General features: G+C 73.9%; 16 protein-coding genes. 8 read left to right on the top strand and 8 right to left on the bottom strand.

Annotation, left to right across the window (positions count from 1 at the left end):
* Positions 1-53: 53 nt before the first annotated feature.
* Both FHS87_RS04745 and FHS87_RS04740 read right to left on the bottom strand, forming a co-directional pair.
* Entirely contained in the window at positions 54-1,928 is a 1,875-nt protein-coding gene (locus FHS87_RS04745; protein WP_184514412.1) for a PAS domain S-box protein, read from the bottom strand.
* A gap of 301 nt (positions 1,929-2,229) precedes the next feature.
* Positions 2,230-3,690: an MFS transporter gene (locus tag FHS87_RS04740; protein ID WP_312861880.1), complete on the bottom strand. Its 1,461-nt coding sequence runs from the start codon at positions 3,688-3,690 to the stop codon at positions 2,230-2,232.
* Positions 3,691-3,835: 145 nt separating this feature from the next.
* Here FHS87_RS04740 and map point away from each other — a divergent pair, with 145 nt between their 5' ends.
* Both map and FHS87_RS04730 read left to right on the top strand, forming a co-directional pair.
* Positions 3,836-4,642 (top strand): type I methionyl aminopeptidase, encoded by an 807-nt coding sequence (gene map, locus FHS87_RS04735; protein ID WP_184514410.1) that lies wholly within the window; start codon positions 3,836-3,838, stop codon positions 4,640-4,642.
* Positions 4,639-5,310, top strand: coding sequence for a carbonic anhydrase (locus tag FHS87_RS04730; protein ID WP_184514408.1), 672 nt, complete (start codon positions 4,639-4,641; stop codon positions 5,308-5,310). The genes map and FHS87_RS04730 overlap by 4 nt, the downstream gene beginning before the upstream one ends.
* Positions 5,311-5,424: 114 nt before the next feature.
* Here FHS87_RS04730 and FHS87_RS04725 read toward each other — a convergent pair whose 3' ends face one another.
* On the bottom strand, positions 5,425-6,873 hold the full coding sequence (locus FHS87_RS04725) for an alkaline phosphatase (protein ID WP_221299535.1): 1,449 nt from the start codon (positions 6,871-6,873) through the stop codon (positions 5,425-5,427).
* A 388-nt stretch (positions 6,874-7,261) separates the two neighbouring features.
* On the opposite strand from FHS87_RS04725, the gene radC reads away from it, so the two are divergent.
* Positions 7,262-8,020 (top strand): RadC family protein, encoded by a 759-nt coding sequence (gene radC / locus FHS87_RS04720; RefSeq protein WP_246417827.1) that lies wholly within the window; start codon positions 7,262-7,264, stop codon positions 8,018-8,020.
* A gap of 13 nt (positions 8,021-8,033) precedes the next feature.
* Here radC and FHS87_RS04715 read toward each other — a convergent pair whose 3' ends face one another.
* A complete protein-coding gene (locus FHS87_RS04715) occupies positions 8,034-9,164 on the bottom strand; it encodes a helix-turn-helix transcriptional regulator (protein ID WP_184514404.1) in 1,131 nt (376 codons plus the stop codon).
* A gap of 97 nt (positions 9,165-9,261) precedes the next feature.
* Between FHS87_RS04715 and FHS87_RS04710 the strand changes: the two genes are divergently transcribed.
* The gene (locus FHS87_RS04710) at positions 9,262-9,612 is read left to right on the top strand and encodes a hypothetical protein (protein WP_184514402.1); all 351 of its coding nucleotides are present in this window, start codon (positions 9,262-9,264) and stop codon (positions 9,610-9,612) included.
* A 9-nt stretch (positions 9,613-9,621) separates the two neighbouring features.
* Complete coding sequence (locus FHS87_RS04705; RefSeq protein ID WP_184514400.1) at positions 9,622-10,191, top strand: DinB family protein; 570 nt, start codon at positions 9,622-9,624, stop codon at positions 10,189-10,191.
* 95 nt (positions 10,192-10,286) lie between these two features.
* Here FHS87_RS04705 and FHS87_RS04700 read toward each other — a convergent pair whose 3' ends face one another.
* From FHS87_RS04700 to FHS87_RS04690, 3 genes are all read right to left on the bottom strand, one after another.
* Positions 10,287-10,919 carry a hypothetical protein gene (locus tag FHS87_RS04700; protein WP_184514398.1) on the bottom strand — a complete coding sequence of 211 codons (633 nt, stop codon included), beginning with the start codon at positions 10,917-10,919 and terminating at the stop codon, positions 10,287-10,289.
* Between the two features lie 22 nt (positions 10,920-10,941).
* Entirely contained in the window at positions 10,942-11,583 is a 642-nt protein-coding gene (locus tag FHS87_RS04695; protein WP_184514396.1) for a YjbE family putative metal transport protein, read from the bottom strand.
* A gap of 203 nt (positions 11,584-11,786) precedes the next feature.
* A complete protein-coding gene (locus FHS87_RS04690) occupies positions 11,787-12,443 on the bottom strand; it encodes a TerC family protein (RefSeq protein ID WP_184514394.1) in 657 nt (218 codons plus the stop codon).
* Positions 12,444-12,710: 267 nt separating this feature from the next.
* Between FHS87_RS04690 and purB the strand changes: the two genes are divergently transcribed.
* From purB to FHS87_RS04675, 3 genes are all read left to right on the top strand, one after another.
* A complete protein-coding gene (gene purB, locus FHS87_RS04685; RefSeq protein ID WP_184514392.1) occupies positions 12,711-14,066 on the top strand; it encodes an adenylosuccinate lyase in 1,356 nt (451 codons plus the stop codon).
* Between the two features lie 112 nt (positions 14,067-14,178).
* A complete protein-coding gene (locus FHS87_RS04680) occupies positions 14,179-14,517 on the top strand; it encodes a hypothetical protein (RefSeq protein ID WP_184514390.1) in 339 nt (112 codons plus the stop codon).
* 69 nt (positions 14,518-14,586) lie between these two features.
* Positions 14,587-15,510: a hypothetical protein gene (locus FHS87_RS04675; RefSeq protein WP_184514388.1), complete on the top strand. Its 924-nt coding sequence runs from the start codon at positions 14,587-14,589 to the stop codon at positions 15,508-15,510.
* Positions 15,511-15,589: 79 nt separating this feature from the next.
* On the opposite strand, the gene FHS87_RS04670 is transcribed toward FHS87_RS04675, so the two are convergent.
* Positions 15,590-16,963 carry a general stress protein gene (locus tag FHS87_RS04670; RefSeq protein WP_184514386.1) on the bottom strand — a complete coding sequence of 458 codons (1,374 nt, stop codon included), beginning with the start codon at positions 16,961-16,963 and terminating at the stop codon, positions 15,590-15,592.
* Positions 16,964-17,022 lie beyond the last annotated feature (59 nt).

Raw genomic sequence — 17,022 nt, 5'->3', positions numbered from 1 at the left:
TGGGGAAAGGGGTTGCGACCGGCGGCTCGTCCCGATGAACGCCATGGCCGGCCCTAGGTGAGCGGGAGGTCGATGCGGCAGCGGACCCCGTCCGCCCCGAGGACGTATTCCGTCCTCGCGCGGAGGGCGTAGGCGAGCGCCTTCTCGATCAGCTCCCGTCCGTAGCCGCGGCGGGTCGCTGCCTCCGGGGGGATGTCCACGCCGGTCTCGGCCCAGGTGAGGGAGAGGCGGCGGTGCCCCTTCGCGTCCCGGCCCGTGGCCCAGCTCACCGTGAGCCGCCCCGCCCCGCCCCGCAGGGCCCCGTACTTCACTGCATTCGTCGTCAGCTCGTGCAGGGCGAGGGCGAAGTTCTGCACCTGGGCGGAGGTGAGCCTCACCCGGGGGCCGGCGATCTCCACCCTCGGGGGATGCGAGTCCACATGGGCCGCGAGCTCGGCCCGCACGAGGGCGCCGACCTCCACCGTGTCGCTGCCGGACTGGCTGAGCAGCCCCTGCGCCCGGCTGAGCGCCTGGAGCCGCGCCTGGAAGGTGTCCACCGCCGCGCCATCGCCGAGTGTCCTGGAGGCGACGGAGGCGATGACGCCGAGGATGTTGCGGCCGCGGTGCTGCAGCTCCGCGACCAGCACCTCCAGGCGGGCGGCGCTCGCCTTCTCCTCCGTCACGTCCTGGGCGATGCCGGCCAGGCGCCGCACCCGGCCGTCCCCGTCCGGCATCGGGAAGTCCGTGTTCTCGATCCAGCGTAGCTCGCCGTCCGAGGGGCGGATGATGCGGAACTCGATCGTCGCGCGCTCCCCGCCGCGCAGCCGCTCCAGCGCGTCGCGCGCCCGGTCCCGGTCATCGGGGAGGATGAGGGCGAGCCAGCGCTCCTGCGCGCCGCGGCCGAGGAAATCCTCCCGGCCCGCGCCGTAGATCGCCTCGAAGGCCGGGCTGAGATACTCGAAGTCCAGCGTCTCCGCGTTCCTGACCCAGAGAAGGTCGGAGGAGGCCTCCCCGAACTGGCGCAGCCGCTCCTCGCTCTCGCGCAGCAGCTCGTCCTTCCGGCGGCGCTCGGTCACGTCCTGGCCGATCTTGAGGAAGCCGCGCAGCGTGCCGTCCGCCTCCCGCAGCGCGCGGGTGGAGCCCTCGATGAAGACGCGCCGGCCGTCCTTGCGGAGGTGCCAGCGCACATTCGGCGCGTGGCCCTCCCGCCGGGCCGTCTCGATCTCCTCCTGGTCCTGCCGGGCCTCCCGGTCCTCGGGCGTGAAGGTGATGCCGGCGGGCTGCCCGACGGCCTCCTCCGCCGTCCAGCCGAAGACGGCCTGCGCGCCGGGCAGCCAGTCGGTGATCCGGTCCTCCGGGTCGGAGAGGAAGATCGCGTAATCGAGCGCGGACTCGACCGTGAGGCGGAACCGCTCCTCGGTCGAGCGCAGCTCGCGGTGCATGCGGAGCCGGTCGATGACGGGGCCGAGGATCGTGGCATAGGTCCGGAGGAAGCGCGCGTCGTCCTCGTCGAATTCGCGCGGCTCGGTGGAGTCCACCTGCAGCAGGCCGAAGGCCCGCCCGCCCGGCAGGAAGACCGGCACGTTGACCAGCGCGACGACGCCCTCCTCCTTCATGAAGCCGGGAACCTCGAAGCGCGTCTCCTTCCCGATGTCCTGCGAGATCACGGGCTCCCCGGCCCTGATCGCGAAGGTCTCGGAGGATCGCTCCTCCATGGGCAGCCGCATCCGGCCGACGATGCCGGGATCCCAGCCGATGCCGGCGCGGACGAGAAGGCACTCCCCGCCCCGCTCGATCTCCAGGATCTTGGCGCGGCCCGTGCCGAGCGCCTCGCCGACCTGGCGGCAGGCCTCGTTCAGCACCTCGTCCAGGTCGTTCGAGCGGAGTGCCAGGTCCCCGAAATCGGCGAGCACTTCCTGGCGCCGCAGCATCATCTCCGTCCTCGGCATCCCGGCTCCCGCATCCTGGTCCTCGATCCGAACCCGGAAGAGTCCCCTCCCCGATGCGGTGTCCCGGCGGCTGAACGCGCGGAAGCGCGGAATGATTGCCGGCCGGCGCCGTTTTCCGCCGGAGGGCCCGAGGTAAGCTTCGTGAGGATCCACGGGGGGCCAGCGGCACCCCCTTCCCGCTCCGGGGCGGCCAGCGGCACGCGCATCGCCGCGCCCCCGAGCGGGAGGGGGCGCCGCCCGCGCCGGTGACGCTGCCGTGGCGCCCCCTGCCAGGGGCCGGAACCCCGCCCCTGCCCCCCCCCTATCCCCGCCGCCCGTGCCCCGAGGCCGCCGCCCCCGCATCCGGCGCCAGCCGCGCCGCGAGGGGCGAGGCCAGCAGCGTGGGCAGCGCCGCGCCGAGGAAGGCGATGGCGAAGTCCGGCACCCCCGGCTCCGCCCGCCCCCCGGCCGCCGCCGAGGCCGCGAGCCAGCCCGCCCCCCAGGTGACGCCGAGCGCCATGAAGAGCTGCTGCGCGGTGGCCGCGATGGCGGTGGCCGAGGAGAGCCGGCCCGGCGGCACCTCCACATAGGTGAGCGCGTTGAAGGAGGAGAACTGCAGGCTCCGCGCCAGCCCGCCCAGCGCGAGCACGGCAAACACCGCCGGCAGCGGCCATGCCGGCTCGAAGGCGGCGCAGGCGGCCAGCGTGACGGCCACGATCGCCCCGTTCCAGACGAGCACGTTGCGGAAGCCGTAGCGGCGCAGCGCGAAGCTCGTCATCGGCTTCATCGCGAAGGCGCCGAGGGCGGTGGCGAGCGTGACCGTGCCCGACAGCGTCGCCGAGGCGCCGAAGCCGAGCTGGAGGAAGAGCGGCAGGAGGAAGGGCGAGGCCCCCGCGCCGATGCGGAACAGGCTGCCCGCCGCGACGGCGATGCGGAAGGAGGCGACGGAGAAGAGGCCGAGGTCCAGCGCCGGGTTCGGCGCCCGCCGCGACCAGCGGATCGCCAGCCAGCCGAGCCCCGCCCCCGCGAGCAGCGCGAGCGGCGGCAGGGCGGGATGCACCACCCCGCGCCCCGCCGTCTCCGCCCCGAACATCAGCAGCGCGAGGGCGGTGCCGGTCAGCGCCAGGCCCGGCAGGTCCAGCCGCGGCGGCCGCGCCTCGCTCGTCGCCGGGATGAAGCGCCAGACGGCCAGCAGCCCGAGGGCGGCGATGGGCAGGTTGATCCAGAACACCGCCCGCCAGGAGAGGGTATCGGTCAGCACCCCGCCCAGCGGCGGCCCGATGATCGGGCCGAGCAGGCCGGGCATGGAGAGCCAGGTCGTCGCCCGCACCACCTCCTCCGGCCGAACGCGGCGCAGCAGCAGCAGGCGCGCGACGGGCACCATCATCGCGCCCCCCATCCCCTGCAGCACCCGCGCCGCCACCAGCTCCCCCAAGCCCCGCGAGAGGCCGCAGAGGGCGGAGGCGATGGCGAAGACCGCGATGGCCAGCATGAACACCCGCTTCGCCCCGAAGCGGTCCGCCACCCAGCCCGAGACGGGGATGAAGACGGTGAGCGCGACGAGATAGGCGGTGATGGCCGCCGAGAGGTGCAGCGGCTCCGTCCCCAGCTCCCGCGCCATGGCGGGCAGCGCCGTCGCGATGACGCTGGAATCGAGGTTCTGCATGAACAGGGCGCTGGCCACGATGACCGCCACCCGCCGCGCATCTGCGGGCGGCGCCGGGGCCGGCCCGCCGGGCACCCCCGCCACCCCTTCAGCCGCATCCAGCCCCGATCCCGCCACCGTCCCCCGCTCCCCCGCCCTGCCTGGCCGGGAGGATGCTCCCGGGGAGGCGGGGGCGCGAAGCCCCTGGGGGGAGGGCAGACCTTCGCTCCCGGCAACCCCGCCATGCCTTGCAACCGCCCGCGCGCGCGCGCATTTTCGCGCCATGGACCAATCGGCCGGCGAAGCGCGCCGCATCCCCCTCCACGGACCGGAAGACTTCGAAGGCATGCGCCGCGCCGGGCGGCTGGCGGCCGAGTGCCTGGACATGATCACGCCCCATGTCCGCCCGGGCGTGACGACCGGCGCGCTGGACCAGCTCTGCCACGACTTCATGCTGGCCCATGGCGCCACGCCGGCGACGCTGGGCTACCGCGGCTACACCAAGTCCTCCTGCATCAGCATCAACCACGTCGTCTGCCACGGCATCCCCGGCGACCGCACCCTGGCCGAGGGCGACATCCTCAACATCGACGTCACGCCGCTGCTCGATGGCTGGCACGGGGACAGCTCGCGCATGTATGTCGCGGGCACGCCCTCGACCAAGGCGCGGCTGCTGATGGACGTGACCTATGAGAGCCTCATGCGCGGCATCGCCGTGGTGAAGCCGGGCAACACGCTGGGCGACATCGGCCACGCCATCCAGAGCTATGTCGAGAAGCACCGCTTCTCCGTGGTGCGGGATTTCTGCGGCCACGGCGTCGGCCGCAAGTTCCACGCGCCGCCGAACATCCTGCACTTCGGCCGCCCCGGCGAGGGCCCCGTGCTCAAGCCCGGCATGTTCTTCACCATCGAGCCGATGGTGAATGCCGGCCGCGCCGAGGTGAAGGTGCTGGACGACGGCTGGACGGCCGTGACGCGGGACCGCTCCCTCTCCGCCCAGTTCGAGCACATGGTCGGCGTGACGGAGACCGGCTGCGAGATCTTCACTCTTTCGCCAGGGGGCCTGCACAAGCCACCTTACGGGGCATGAGCACCCCTACCCACCCGATTCCCGCCCGCCTGGCGGAGGGATACCGCGGCTTCCGCCACACCCGCTTCCGCCGCGAGCGCGACCACTATGCCCGCCTGGCCGAGGCCGGGCAGCAGCCCACCACCCTGATGATCGCCTGCGTGGACAGCCGCGTGGCGCCCGAGGTGGTGTTCGACGCCGACCCCGGCGAGATGCTGGTGGTCCGCAACGTCGCCAACCTCGTGCCGCCCTACCAGCCCGATGCGGGCTATCACGGCACCTCGGCCGCCATCGAGTTCGCGGTGCGCCAGCTGAAGGTGCGGCACATCGTCGTCTGCGGCCACGCCTCCTGCGGCGGCATCAACGCCTTCCGCCAGAACGCCCTGAAGGGGGTGGACGCGGCGCATGGCGACTTCGTGGCCCGCTGGATGGACATGATCGCCCCCGCGACCCGCCTCGCCCTGACCTGCGAGGGCGTGGACCCCTTGCAGGACCAGAACGCGATGGAGCTGGCCGCGATCCGCCAGTCCCTCGTCCATCTCCGCACCTTCCCCTGGCTGGCCGAGCGCGAGCGGGCCGGCGAGCTGGCCCTGCACGGCCTCTGGTTCGACGTGGCCGACGGTTCGCTGCGCGTGCTGGACGAGGCGAGCGGCGAGTTCAGCGCCCTGGACGACGCGCCCCTCACCTGAGGCGGCCAAGCGGCGGTCCCCCGGTGCGGCGGCGACATCATCGTCGCTCAAAAGGGCCCGCAGGATACGGACAGGGCGCCCCTCCGGGCGCCCTGCCGCTGGTGGCGACTGGCCTCAGGCGAAGACGAGATCCGTCGAAGCCGGGGCCAACCCGGCCAGCGCACCCACCTCGATCTCCGCGGCCTCCACCTCGGCGGTGACGGCGGCCGCATCCAGCCCCATCGCGCCCATCATCGCGTGGAAGACGTCCGTGTTGTCGAGGTAGTTCTGCCCCAGGCCCCGGAACTCGTAGTTCGCGAGCCCGGGATCGACCTTCGTCGCCGCCTCGGCCAGCAGCTCCGAGCCCGGCCCCTGGGCCCAGATCGGCACGAGCTCGTTCGTGTGGTTGCCCGTGTGCCAGCTCACGCCGGGGATCTCGCCCTCGCCGTTGTTCTGCACGGGCTGGAACGGCACCGTGGCGGCGTCCGGCCCGAGCAGGAGGCCGTTGCCGTGGTCGGTCGTGACGATGACCATCGTCTCGTCCCAGCTGCTGTTCGCCTCGACCCAGTCGACCACCGAGGCCACGGTCTCGTTGAAGGAGACGTGCTCCTCGATGATGCGGCCGGTGTCGTTGGCATGCGCGGCCCAGTCCACCGCGCCGCCCTCGACCATGAGGAAGAAGCCGTCCTCGTCCTGGCTGAGGACGTTCAGCGCGCCCTCGGCCATGGTGGAGAGCTCGGGCACGTTGTCGAGCCCGGGCGTCATGCCCTCGCCGTCGCGGCCCTGCTGCAGGGTCGTGCCGCTGCGGAAGGTGCCGAGGATCTTCTCGCCCTCGGCCAGCTCGTAGCTGCCATCGGCCAGCGCCGCGAACTGCGCCTCGCTGTCGATGAAGGTGTAGTCGGTGTTGCCGGAGAGGACCTCGGCGAAGGTCTCCGCGCCGCCGACATACTCGTAGTCCTCGCCGCTCGTCGGGATGCGGAACTCGCCGTTGGCGTCGTAGAAGGGATGGCCGCCGCCCATGATGACGGAGGCCTTGCCGCTCTCGATCATCTCCTTCGAGATGCCCTCGTAGTCGTTGCGGCTCGCGTTATGCGCCGCGAAGGAGGCGGGGGTGGCGTGCGACCACTGGACGCTGGTGACGACGCCGAGCGCGCGCCCGCTCTCGACCGCGTAGTCGCCGATATTCATCAGCGGCTGGCCGAAATTGTCGTAGCTGATTGCGTTGTTGTAGGTCTTCTCGCCGGTCGAGAGCGCGGTGCCGGCGGCGGCGCTGTCGGTGATGCCGCTGCGCAGATACTCGTAGCCCTCGAAGGCGGCGGGGTAGTCGCCGAACTCGCCCTCGGCCGTCGCCGCGTTCCACACCTTCGTCGGGTCGTAGCCGAGTTCGCCCTCGGCGGTGTTGGTGGGCGTCGTGGAGGTGTTGAGCGGGTAGGTGCTCATGTAGCCCTTGGTCGAGAAGCCGTCATAGGCCTGCTCGCCCAGCTTGCCGTGCTGGTAGTAGCTGGCGGCGTCCCAGGTTCCGGGGCTGGCGCCATCCGAGACAAGCAGGATGACGTTCTTCGCGGCGGCCTTCTCGTCAGCCATGTCGGGAGTCCCTTCTTCGTGCAGCAGGTGAGCGGCGCTGCCCGGGAGCGGGTAAGGTCCCGAGATGAAGCCTCGAAGACAGGCGGAATGGATTCGCGTTAACTTACGGCCGTGCATTAGTATCGAAGAAGTACCGGCGCCCCGTCACACGCGCGCATTCGGCCCAGGCCGTCCCGGCGATCTTAGCCCCTCATTCCGTCTGTCCTTGCCACCCCATCATCCCGCGCCGCGTTACTGGCGGAGGCCTCTCCTCTACTCGGCCGCCGGTTGCCGCCCCGGGCAGGGGCGCTGCATCCTCGTCCCGCCGGGCCGCGCGGCGATGGACAAACCCGCCCGCCCCGATCATCCTTCTCGCTCACGGATCCGGGAGGCGGAGTTGCCGCGAGACTTGCCCCGCAAGCCCGGCATGGAGGAGGCGAGCACCCTCTTCGCCGCCCTCCTCGAATCCCCCGCCGCCTCCCGCCCGGCAGCCGCGCCCCCCGGCCCAGAGGGCCATCGCAAGCGCCTGCGCGAGAAGCTCCTCCGCGCCGGGCCCGAGGCGCTCGCGGATTATGAGCTGCTGGAGATGCTCCTCTTCCTCGCCCTGCCGAGGGTGGACACCAAGCCCCATGCCAAGCGCCTCATGGCGCGCTTCGGCAGCGTCGCCCGCGTCGTCACGGCACCCGAGGCCGAGCTGCGCGCCGTGGAAGGCATGGGTGATTCCGCCATCGCCGCGCTCCGCACCGTGCAGGCCGTGGCGCTCAGGCTCCTGGCCGGGGAGGCGCGCGAGGCGCCGCTGCTGGGCGATGCCGCGCGCCTGACCGCCTATCTCACCGCCGCCCTCGCGCGGGAACCGGTGGAGCAGTTCCGCGTCCTCTTCCTCGACAGCCGCAACCGCCTGATTGCCGACGAGGTGCAGGGCCGCGGCACCGTCAACCACACGCCCGTCTATCCCCGGGAGGTCGTCCGGCGCGCGCTGGAGCTGCACGCGACGGCGCTGATCCTCGTGCACAACCACCCCTCGGGCGACCCCACCCCGTCGCGCGCCGACATCGAGATGACGGCCGAGATCGCGAAGGCGGCGGAGGTGATGGGCATCGCGCTGCACGACCACCTCGTCATCGGCAACGGCCGCCACCTCTCCTTCCGGCGGGAGGGGCTGATCTGACGCCCCGGGCACCTCAGCCCGCCAGCAGCGCCATCATCCGCTCCAGCTCCCGCAGCCCCGAGGCGCCGGTCTTGGCGAGGATGGAGCGGATCTGCCCGCGCACCGTGGCGACCGCCACGCCCCGCGCCTCGGCCACCGCCTCGGCCGAGACGCCGCCCACCAGGGCCGCCGCCACCTCCGCCTCCCCCTGGCCCAGCCCGAAGACGTCGCGCAGCAGCGGCACGGGAGGCGGCACGCCCGCCAGGTTGCGGACGAGGAGCAGCACGCGGCGCGGCGCGGAAGGGCCCGGCCCCCCGCCCAGCCGCCCGGGCAGGGGAATGGCGATCAGGGCCAGCGCCCCGCCATCCGCCGCGCTCAGCCGCATCCCGCCCCCGGGCGAGGCGCCGAGGGCCACGGCGCGCACCAGCCGCTCCAGCACCGCCCGGTCCGCCACCCGCGCGGCCGTGACGAGGGGCGGGCCGGCGGGGGCCCCGCACCGCTCCAGCCGCAGCGGACCGCCCGGCGCCGCGAGGGCCAGCGCGGCCCTGTTCGCCTGCACCAGCCGCAGCCCCGCATCCACCACCGCCCCGGCCATGGGCAGGAGGTCCAGCACCGCCGGCGCTTCCTCCGCGGCCTTCAGCCGGTGGCGCAGCCGCAGCGCCCGGCGCAGGTGCGGCAGGGCGAGGCCGAGCAGGTCCCGCTCCCGCACCCCGTAGCGCTCCGCATCCTCGGGCCGGTGGATGCCGAGGGTGAGGAAGCCCGCATCCCCCAGCGGCGAGACGTTGCCGACGAGGTCGAACATCCCGAAGCCGCGCATGAAGTCGTTGTAGATCTCGCTGCGCCGCACCTCGCTCTCGGAGACCAGCTCCGTGCCGATCATGGCCGGGGTGTCCGCGCCCATGCCCCGCGCGCGCATGAGGTCGAGATAGCCCTGGGTCCAAATGTCCCGCGCGCAGTAGTACTCGGCATAGAGCTGGAGGGCCTCGGGCGGGGCAGAGGCGAAGAGCGTGTCCACCTCCCCCCGCCGGGGGTCGCCGACCCAGAAGGTGGCCGTGCGGCCGCCCACCAGCGCCAGGAGGGCGTGCCCGACCGCGTCCCAGCCGCACTCGCCCATGGCGGCGTCGTAGGCGAGGCCTGCCAGGACGTGAAGCTCCCCTGCCTCCAACCCCCTCTCCTTCCCGGACGAGGGGATCGGAGCACGCTCGTTGCAGGCTGGCAATCAGGAGCCCGCGCCGCGCCCGGCCGCGGGCGGAGGGGAAGGATTGACCGGGCGCCCCCGGGCGGCCCAGGCTGGCGGCATGCGCGCCTCCCACGCCGCGATCCTCGCCACAGCGCTCCTCGCCGCATCGCCCGGCCTCGCCCAGAGCCCAAACCAGAGCCCCGCCCAGGGCGCCTCCCCGCCCGGCCGGCCCATCCCGGGCAAGCCCCCGCCGGCCGGCCCGGCCCCTGTTCCGCGCGGCGCGGCGCCGCCCGCCGGCAAGCCTCCGCCGCTGGAGGGGCAGGCGCCCCGTTCCGGAACGCCGGCCGGGAAGCCCCCGCCGCTCGATCCCCGCGACGTGCCGCCGCCCAACTCGCGCGAGGTCTCTGCCGGCGGCCTCGCCGCGATGGGCTGAGAGGCTACGATGCCAGGGGACGCCGCCCTCCCCTTCCGCGCCCTGGCGCGCAACAACGCCTGGGCGAACCACCGCCTCCTCTCCGCCTGCGCCGGCCTTTCCCAGGCGGAGTTCACGGCGCCGCGGACGGGCTTCTTCCCGAGCCTGCGCGCGACGCTGAACCACATCCTCGTCATCGACCGCTTCTACATCGACGCCATGGAGGGCGGCACGCTCGGCCCGGCGGCCTGGGCCGAGCCGGAGCCCTGCGCCACCCCCGCCGCGCTCCACCGGGCGCAGGCGGCGGAGGACCGCCGGCTGATCGCGGTCACGGAAGGGCTGGACGAGGCGGGGCTGGGGCGGATCGTGGCCGTCCATCGCGGCAGCCGCGTGCAGCGGGAGCGCATGGACCGGCTGCTGCTGCACCTCTTCCAGCACGGGATCCACCATCGCGGCCAGGCGCACGCGATGCTCAGTGGCACCTCCGTGGCGCCGCCCCAGCTCGACGAGTTCTTCGCGGAGGAGGAGGCCCCGCTGCGCGCGGGGGAGTTCGCCGAGCTCGGCTGGAGTGAGGAGGCGGTCTGGGCCGCCCGCCCCTGAGGCCCGCGCGCCGGCCGGCGCTGCCAAGCTCCGGGCGCCGGCCGGCCTACTGAGCCCCGGCCGGCGCCACCTGGCACCGGGCGGCGCGGCCGGGTTCAGCCGCCGCGGACGGCCGCGGCCACGCCGGAGGCGAAGGCGAGCGGGTCCGCCACCGGCCCCGAGGGGCGGTTGGGCATGGTGACCTGCACGCGCAGGAAGCGGCCGGCGGCCACGCCGACGCAGACCTGCCGCTCCACCCGCATCCGCCCGAAGCTGCCGTCCAGCGCGGCGCAGGAGAGGTTCCCGCCGCCGGCCGGCAGGCCCGAGCGGGAGGCGACGGAGAGCTGGCGCCCCGTCCGGTCCGAGGGGAGCGCCGTGGCTTCCGAGACCGCCCGCTCCACCTCGGGGGGCAGGTCGGCCTCGGTCACGGCGGGCCGGCCGAGGTCGTAGAGGAAGACATAGGCCACCGCGACGCGGCGGGGGGTGATGTACTCCACCACCTTCCCCGCGCCCGGATCGCCGGGGGCGACGTCCTGCACGGCGCCGCGCTGGAAGCCCGCCACCTCGGCGGGCAGGCGGGCGAGGACGGCTTCCAGGGGCGGCGGCCCGGGCGGGGGCGGGGGCTCGACCGGCGCGCAGCCCTCCAGCCCGAGGAGGCCGAGGCCCGCGAGGAGCAGCCCGCCCCCCGCGGCCAGGGCGCGGCGGGCGGCGCCGCGCGGCCCCGCTCCCCCCGTCACCCTCTTCGTCATCCGCCCCATCACGCCCCGGGCCCTAATGCGCCGCGGCCTCGTGGGGCGCGGGCACGGGAAGACCGAGGTTCAGCGTCGCATTGGCCATGATCACGCCCTCCCACAGCAGCTCGAAGCCGATATAGGCGATGAGCGCCACGCCGAGATAGGCAATCCACTTGTAGCGGTCCAGGATGCGGGCGAGCACGCCGCCCAGCAGGCCCATCATCACGATGGAGACGGCCAGGCCCACGATCAGCAGGGTGACGTTGGCGCGCGCCACGGCGGCGACGGCGAGGACGTTGTCGAGCGACATCGAGACGTCGGCCACGATGATCTGCCACAGCGCCGCCATCAGCGACTTGTCGTGGTGGGACGTGCCCTCCGCCGCTTCCTCGTGCTGCGCGCGGCGCAGCTCGATCAGGAAGTTGACCGCGATGTAGAGGAGGGCGAGGCCGCCCACGATGTCGATCCACCAGAGCGCGAGGAGCTGCTGCGCGATGAGGGAGAAGACGATGCGCAGCACCGCCGCGGCGACGATGCCGAAGAGCACGGCCTTGTTGCGCTGGCTCTCCGGCAGGCCCGCGGCGGCGAGGCCGATCACCACGGCGTTGTCGCCGGACAGGATGATGTTGAGCCACATGATCTCGAGAAGCTGTGGCAGCGCCGAGGTGATCGATTCCATGAACGTCTCCGGTCAGGCCGCGCCGGCGCCGGGTGGCACCGCGCGGCCTTCCTGCTTGAAGGGAGCCGGGCCTTACCGCCCGCGCGCGGAACCTAACGACGCCCCCCCGGACGCGAAAGCGCCGCCCGGTCTCCCGGACGGCGCCTTCAGCGTCAGATGACCTGCTCTTAACCGCCCCGCCATCATCGGGGGGGCGGCGGACCTCAGTGGCCCGTTCGCGGGGCCAGCGGCGTGCCGCTGAACCAGTTCTGCACCTCGCCCGAGCCGGACCAGATCATGTCCACTGCGACGTAGAGGATGACGAGCAGGCCCACCCAGGCGATCCAGCGATGCTTCTCCAGCAGGCGGGCGATGAAGGTCGCCGCCACGCCCATCAGCACCACCGAGATGGCGAGGCCGATGACGAGCACGTCCAGGTGCTCCTTCGCCGCGCCGGCCACGGCCAGCACGTTGTCGAGCGACATGGAGACGTCGGCGACGAGGATCTGGATGATCGCCTGGCCGAGCGTCTTCGTGGGCACGCCGGCATCCGCGGCGCCCGCATCGCCGCCGCTCACCACCTCGGCGCCCGCGTGCTGCTCGTGCGGCTGGCGCAGCTCGCGATACATCTTCCAGCAGACCCACAGCAGCAGCAGCCCGCCGAAGAGGGTGAGGCCGACGATGGCGAGGAGCTGGGTCGTGATCGCGGCGAAGCCGATGCGCATCACCGTCGCGGCGCCGATGCCCCAGAGAATAGCCTGGCGACGCTGGACCGGCGGCAGGCCGGCCGCCGCCATGCCCACCACGATGGCGTTGTCGCCCGCGAGCACGAGGTCGATCAACAGGACCTGCCCGAGGGCGATGAACCAATCCGCTCCCATCGGCGATGTGCCTCCCTTGCCGGTCGCCGACTGCGGACCCCGGCCAACAATGAATGCACCGCCGCCGCGGGCCGCGGGCCCGGGCGGAGGCGCCCGCCGCGACGTCGCGGCCGGACGGCGCATAAACAATCGGCAATGCCTGGGCAACCATTCATCCGGGCCGGTCTTCGCCCCTGCCCGTGATGTGAGCCCCGATGCGAGGTTGACGGCGCCCGGCCTCGCGGATACCGCCCCCTCGCCCCTCTCGGCCAAGGAAGGCCCGCCCGCATGGTTCCGCGCTACACCCGCCCGCAGATGGCCGCGATCTGGTCGCCCGAGGCCCGCTTCCGCATCTGGTTCGAGATCGAGGCGCTGGCCGCCGAGGCCATGGCCGATCTCGGCACCATCCCGCGCGAATCCGCCGAGGCCATCCGGCGCGAGGGCGACCGGCGCATCGCCGCCATCTCCCCCGCCGACCTCGAGCGGATCGACGAGATCGAGCGCGTGACGCGCCACGACGTCATCGCCTTCCTCACCTGGCTCGGCGAGACGCGCGAGGACGGGTCGGGCATGGGCGAGCACGCCCGCTTCATGCACCAGGGCATGACCTCGTCGGACGTGCTGGACACCGCGCTCAACCTCCAGCTGGTCCGCGCCGCTGACCTGCTGATCGAGAGCATGGACGCGCTGCTGGCCGCGCTGCGCCGCCGGGCGGAGGAGCACGCCCTCACCCCCACCATCGGCCGCTCCCACGGCATCCATGCGGAGCCGACCACCTTCGGCATCAAGCTCGCCGGCCACTGGGCCGAGTTCGCGCGCTGCCGCCGCCGGCTGGTGGCCGCGCGGGAGGAGGTGGCGACCTGCGCCATCTCCGGCCCCGTCGGTACCTTCGCCTCGGTCGATCCGCGCGTGGAGGCCTTCGTCGCGGAGAGGCTCGGCCTGCGCCCCGAGCCCGTCTCCACCCAGGTGATCCCGCGGGACCGCCACGCCGCCTATTTCTGCGCCCTCGCCGTGGCCGCCTCCGCGATCGAGCGGCTGGCCACCGAGGTCCGGCACCTCCAGCGGAGCGAGGTGCGGGAGGCCGAGGAATATTTCCACCCCGGGCAGAAGGGGTCCTCGGCCATGCCGCACAAGCGCAACCCCGTGCTGAGCGAGAACCTGACCGGCCTCGCCCGCCTCGTGCGCGGCTACGCCATGCCCGCGCTGGAGAACGTTGCCCTCTGGCACGAGCGCGACATCTCCCACTCCTCGGTCGAGCGCGTGATCGGGCCGGACGCGACCATCGCCCTCGACTTCGCCCTCGCCCGCGCGGCGGGGATGATGGAGAAGCTGACGATCTACCCCGAGCGGATGCGGGCGAACCTGGAGAGCCTGGGCGGCGTCGTGCACAGCCAGAAGGTGCTGCTCGCCCTTACCCAGGCCGGCATGAGCCGCGAGGACGCCTATGCCACGGTCCAGCGCAGCGCCATGGCCACCTGGGAGAACCTCGGCACCCCCGGCGGGCGGAGCTTCCGCGACAACCTGCTGGCCGACCCCGCCGTCACCGCCCTCATCGCCCCGGAGGCGCTGGACGGGGTGATGGACCCCCAGCGGGACTTCACCCATGTCCGCGCCACCCTCGCCCGGGTCTTCGCGGAGGCGTGATCGCCAAGGCGTGATCGTCCGGGGGCCGCGCCGCCGCAATGCGGCGCCCCCTGCCCTCGTTAAGCCCTCATGGACGCCCATCCTGCGGGCGTTCAGGCGAGAGGAGGAGAGGATGATGCCGTCCCCGTTCAGCATCCGTCGCGCCGCGCTCGCCGCCGCCGTGCTGGTGGGCGGGCTGGCGGGCGCCATGGCCGTGCCTTCGGCGGAAGCGGCGCCCCTGGCCACCCTGCCCGGCGCCGGCGCCGCCCTGCAGGAGGTGCAGTACTACTACGGCCCGCCGCGCCACTACGCGCCGCCGCGCTACTACGCCCCGCCCCCTCCCCCGCCGCCGGGCTACTACCGCCGCCACTGGCGCCGGCCGCCCCCGCCGCCGGGCTACTACGGCTACGCCCCGCCGCCGCCGCGCTACTACGCGCCGCCGCCGGGGGTGGGCCTCTACTTCCGCTACTAGCGCGGGAGCACGGGGCAACGGCTTGACCGGGAAGGGCCGCGCCCGGAGATTCCGGGGGTGACCGCCCGCATGCCGCGCCTCCTGATCCCCGTCGCGCTGGCCCTCCTCATCGCCCCGCCCGCCCTGTCGCAGGCACCTGCCGCCCCGCCCGGCGCCGCGGTGTCCTGCGAGGTGCCGCCCGACGCCCTCTCGGCCGCCACCTGCGCCGACCCCGCCGCCCGCGGGGCGGACCGTCGCCGCGCCCGCACCTACGAGGCCCTGCGCCACGCCCTCCAGCCCGTGCAGCGGCCGGGGCTGGAGACCGATGCGCGGGGCTTCGAGGCCTTTCTCGCCGCCAACTGCGCCCCGGGTGGCAGGCCCGATCCGGCCTGCCTCGCCCGCGCCCACGAGGCCAAGCGCGAGGACCTGCGCCGTTGGCTCACCGGCCCCGCGCTGGAGGAGGCCGACCGGGCCGGGGAGGAGGCGGAGGCGCTGGAGGGGCGCCTCGCCGCCGCCGGCATCCCCCCGGCCCCCGCGGCGCGGCGCGAGGCAATCGCCGCGCTCCAGGGGAGGGGCGGCCTCCCCGCGACGGGCTTCCTGGACGGGCGCACCGTCGCGCTTCTTCCCGCCGCGCCCGCCCGGCCATCCGGCGGGGCTGCGCCGCCCGCGCCCTCCGCCACAGCCCCGCCGCCCGGCACCGTCTGGCTCCCCCATTTCCCGCCCGCGCTGAACGAGCGCTACGCCCTCTCGGGCTGCGGCGCGGCGGGCACGGCCTCCTGGATTGGCAACGGGCTGCGGCTGGGCGGGCGGCCCGTGCCGGGGGAGACGGGCTACGAGATCTATGCCGACCCGCAGCGCTTCTACCTCCTGCCCCCGGGCGGCCCGGCGCGGGTCATCGAGGGGCTGCCGGATGGCAGCCTGCGCCTCTCCGGCACCATCCCGCCCGCCCTGGCCGCGCGCGGCATCCAGCCCGGGGCCACGCTGCGCCGCTGCGGGGAAGCCACCCGCCGCTGATGCCCCCAAAAAAGAACGGGGCGGCTCCCGAAGGAACCGCCCCGCCTCTCATGGCCCGCCGGGATGCCCGGCGCGCGGGTCAGACGTCGGTCTTGCGCGTCGGGTTGGCGCCCGAAACGTTCGTCCCGGCCGCGCGGTCGAAGCTGCGGCTCGCCTCGGTGCCCGGCGGGTTGCTGCCGGTCGCCGTGGACTTGGGATAGGTGGTGCTGTCGGCCCGGCTGACCTCGTTCTCGGGATGCGCGCCCGAGATGTTGGTGCCCAGCGTCTCGTCCACGCCGCGGGACAGCTTCGTGCCCGGGGGATTGCCCGGCGTGCCGTCCGGCGGGCTGCCGGCCATGCTGCCCGTGCCGATGTCCGAGGTCGAGCGCATGCGAGAGGCGTCGCCGCCCATGCCCGTCTCGTTCCCGGGATAGGCACCGGAGGTGTTGGTGCCCAGCGCCTGGTCGACGCCGCGCGAGGCCATGGTCCCCGGGGGGTTGCCCGGCGTGCCATCGGGGGTGGAGCCCGTCAGCGAGCCGGTCGTGCCCGTTCCCATGGTGCCGGTCCCCATGGAGGAGCCGCGGCCCATCTCATTGCCGGGATAGGCGCCGGAGGTATCGGTGCCCAGCACCTGGTCGGCGCCGCGCGAGGCCATGGTCCCCGGGGGATTGCCCGGCGTGCCGTCCCGCGAGCTGCCCGTCAGGCCCGCACCCATGCCCATGCCGGCCATGCCGGCGCCCAGGCCGGTCGCCGTGCCCATGCCCATGCCCATGCCCGAACCGCTGCCGCGGCTCGTCTCGTTCTCGGGATGCGCGCCGGAGACGTTGGTGCCGGCCACCTGGTCCACCCCGCGGGAGAGCATGGTGCCCGGTGGGTTGGCCGGGGTGCCCTCGGGCGCGTCGCCCGCATGCGGCAGGACCGAGCTCTCCTGGTAGCCGTTCCAGCCGGAGGAGCGGTAGTCCGCCTCGCGCGTGGTCGCGTCCACGGGGTTGTGGCGCATCATGATGCTCTCGGCCTCGGAGGCGCGCGCATCGTCGGTCCGCAGCGTCACGAGGCTGCCGCCGCGGGACACGCCCTCGGAGTACACATGCGCGTCGCGCTCCTCCACGCCCGCGCCGGTCAGGCTGCCGAGCAGGCCGCCCGCCGCCGCGCCCGCGCCCGCGCCGGTCAGCGCCGCCACCAGCCAGCCCGCCGCGACGATGGGGCCGATGCCGGGAATGGCCAGCGCGCCGATGCCGGCGAGCACGCCCGCGCCGCCGCCGAGCACAGTGCCGATGGTCGCGCCCGTGCCGGCGCCGGTGGCCGTCTCGTCACCATCCGCCACCGTGTCGGCATCGGCGCCGCCGGTGTTGTTGCTATCGCGCGCCACGACGCTGATGTCGTCGCGCATGAAGCCCGCGGCCTCCAGCGCGCTCACCGCGGCCTGGGCATCGGAGTAGTTGTCGTAAAGGCGGGCAATTGTCCGCATCGCCATGGGATTGATCCTTGAAAAGGGTTCTTGGGGGCCGGGTCGCGGCCGGGCGCCTCTCGGCG

It is taken from the genome of Muricoccus pecuniae, assembly GCF_014199205.1.
GTDB lineage: Bacteria > Pseudomonadota > Alphaproteobacteria > Acetobacterales > Acetobacteraceae > Roseomonas > Roseomonas pecuniae.
This window is presented reverse-complemented; position numbering and strand designations above follow the sequence as displayed.

Coding starts and splice junctions, on each gene's coding strand:
- FHS87_RS04745 (WP_184514412.1), bottom strand. CDS start 1,928: ATGCCGAGGACGGAGATGATGCTGCGGCGCCAGGAAGTGCTCGCCGAT.
- map (WP_184514410.1), top strand. CDS start 3,836: ATGGACCAATCGGCCGGCGAAGCGCGCCGCATCCCCCTCCACGGACCG.
- FHS87_RS04730 (WP_184514408.1), top strand. CDS start 4,639: ATGAGCACCCCTACCCACCCGATTCCCGCCCGCCTGGCGGAGGGATAC.
- FHS87_RS04725 (WP_221299535.1), bottom strand. CDS start 6,873: ATGGCTGACGAGAAGGCCGCCGCGAAGAACGTCATCCTGCTTGTCTCG.
- FHS87_RS04705 (WP_184514400.1), top strand. CDS start 9,622: ATGCCAGGGGACGCCGCCCTCCCCTTCCGCGCCCTGGCGCGCAACAAC.
- FHS87_RS04700 (WP_184514398.1), bottom strand. CDS start 10,919: ATGACGAAGAGGGTGACGGGGGGAGCGGGGCCGCGCGGCGCCGCCCGC.
- FHS87_RS04695 (WP_184514396.1), bottom strand. CDS start 11,583: ATGGAATCGATCACCTCGGCGCTGCCACAGCTTCTCGAGATCATGTGG.
- FHS87_RS04690 (WP_184514394.1), bottom strand. CDS start 12,443: ATGGGAGCGGATTGGTTCATCGCCCTCGGGCAGGTCCTGTTGATCGAC.
- purB (WP_184514392.1), top strand. CDS start 12,711: ATGGTTCCGCGCTACACCCGCCCGCAGATGGCCGCGATCTGGTCGCCC.
- FHS87_RS04680 (WP_184514390.1), top strand. CDS start 14,179: ATGATGCCGTCCCCGTTCAGCATCCGTCGCGCCGCGCTCGCCGCCGCC.
- FHS87_RS04675 (WP_184514388.1), top strand. CDS start 14,587: ATGCCGCGCCTCCTGATCCCCGTCGCGCTGGCCCTCCTCATCGCCCCG.
- FHS87_RS04670 (WP_184514386.1), bottom strand. CDS start 16,963: ATGGCGATGCGGACAATTGCCCGCCTTTACGACAACTACTCCGATGCC.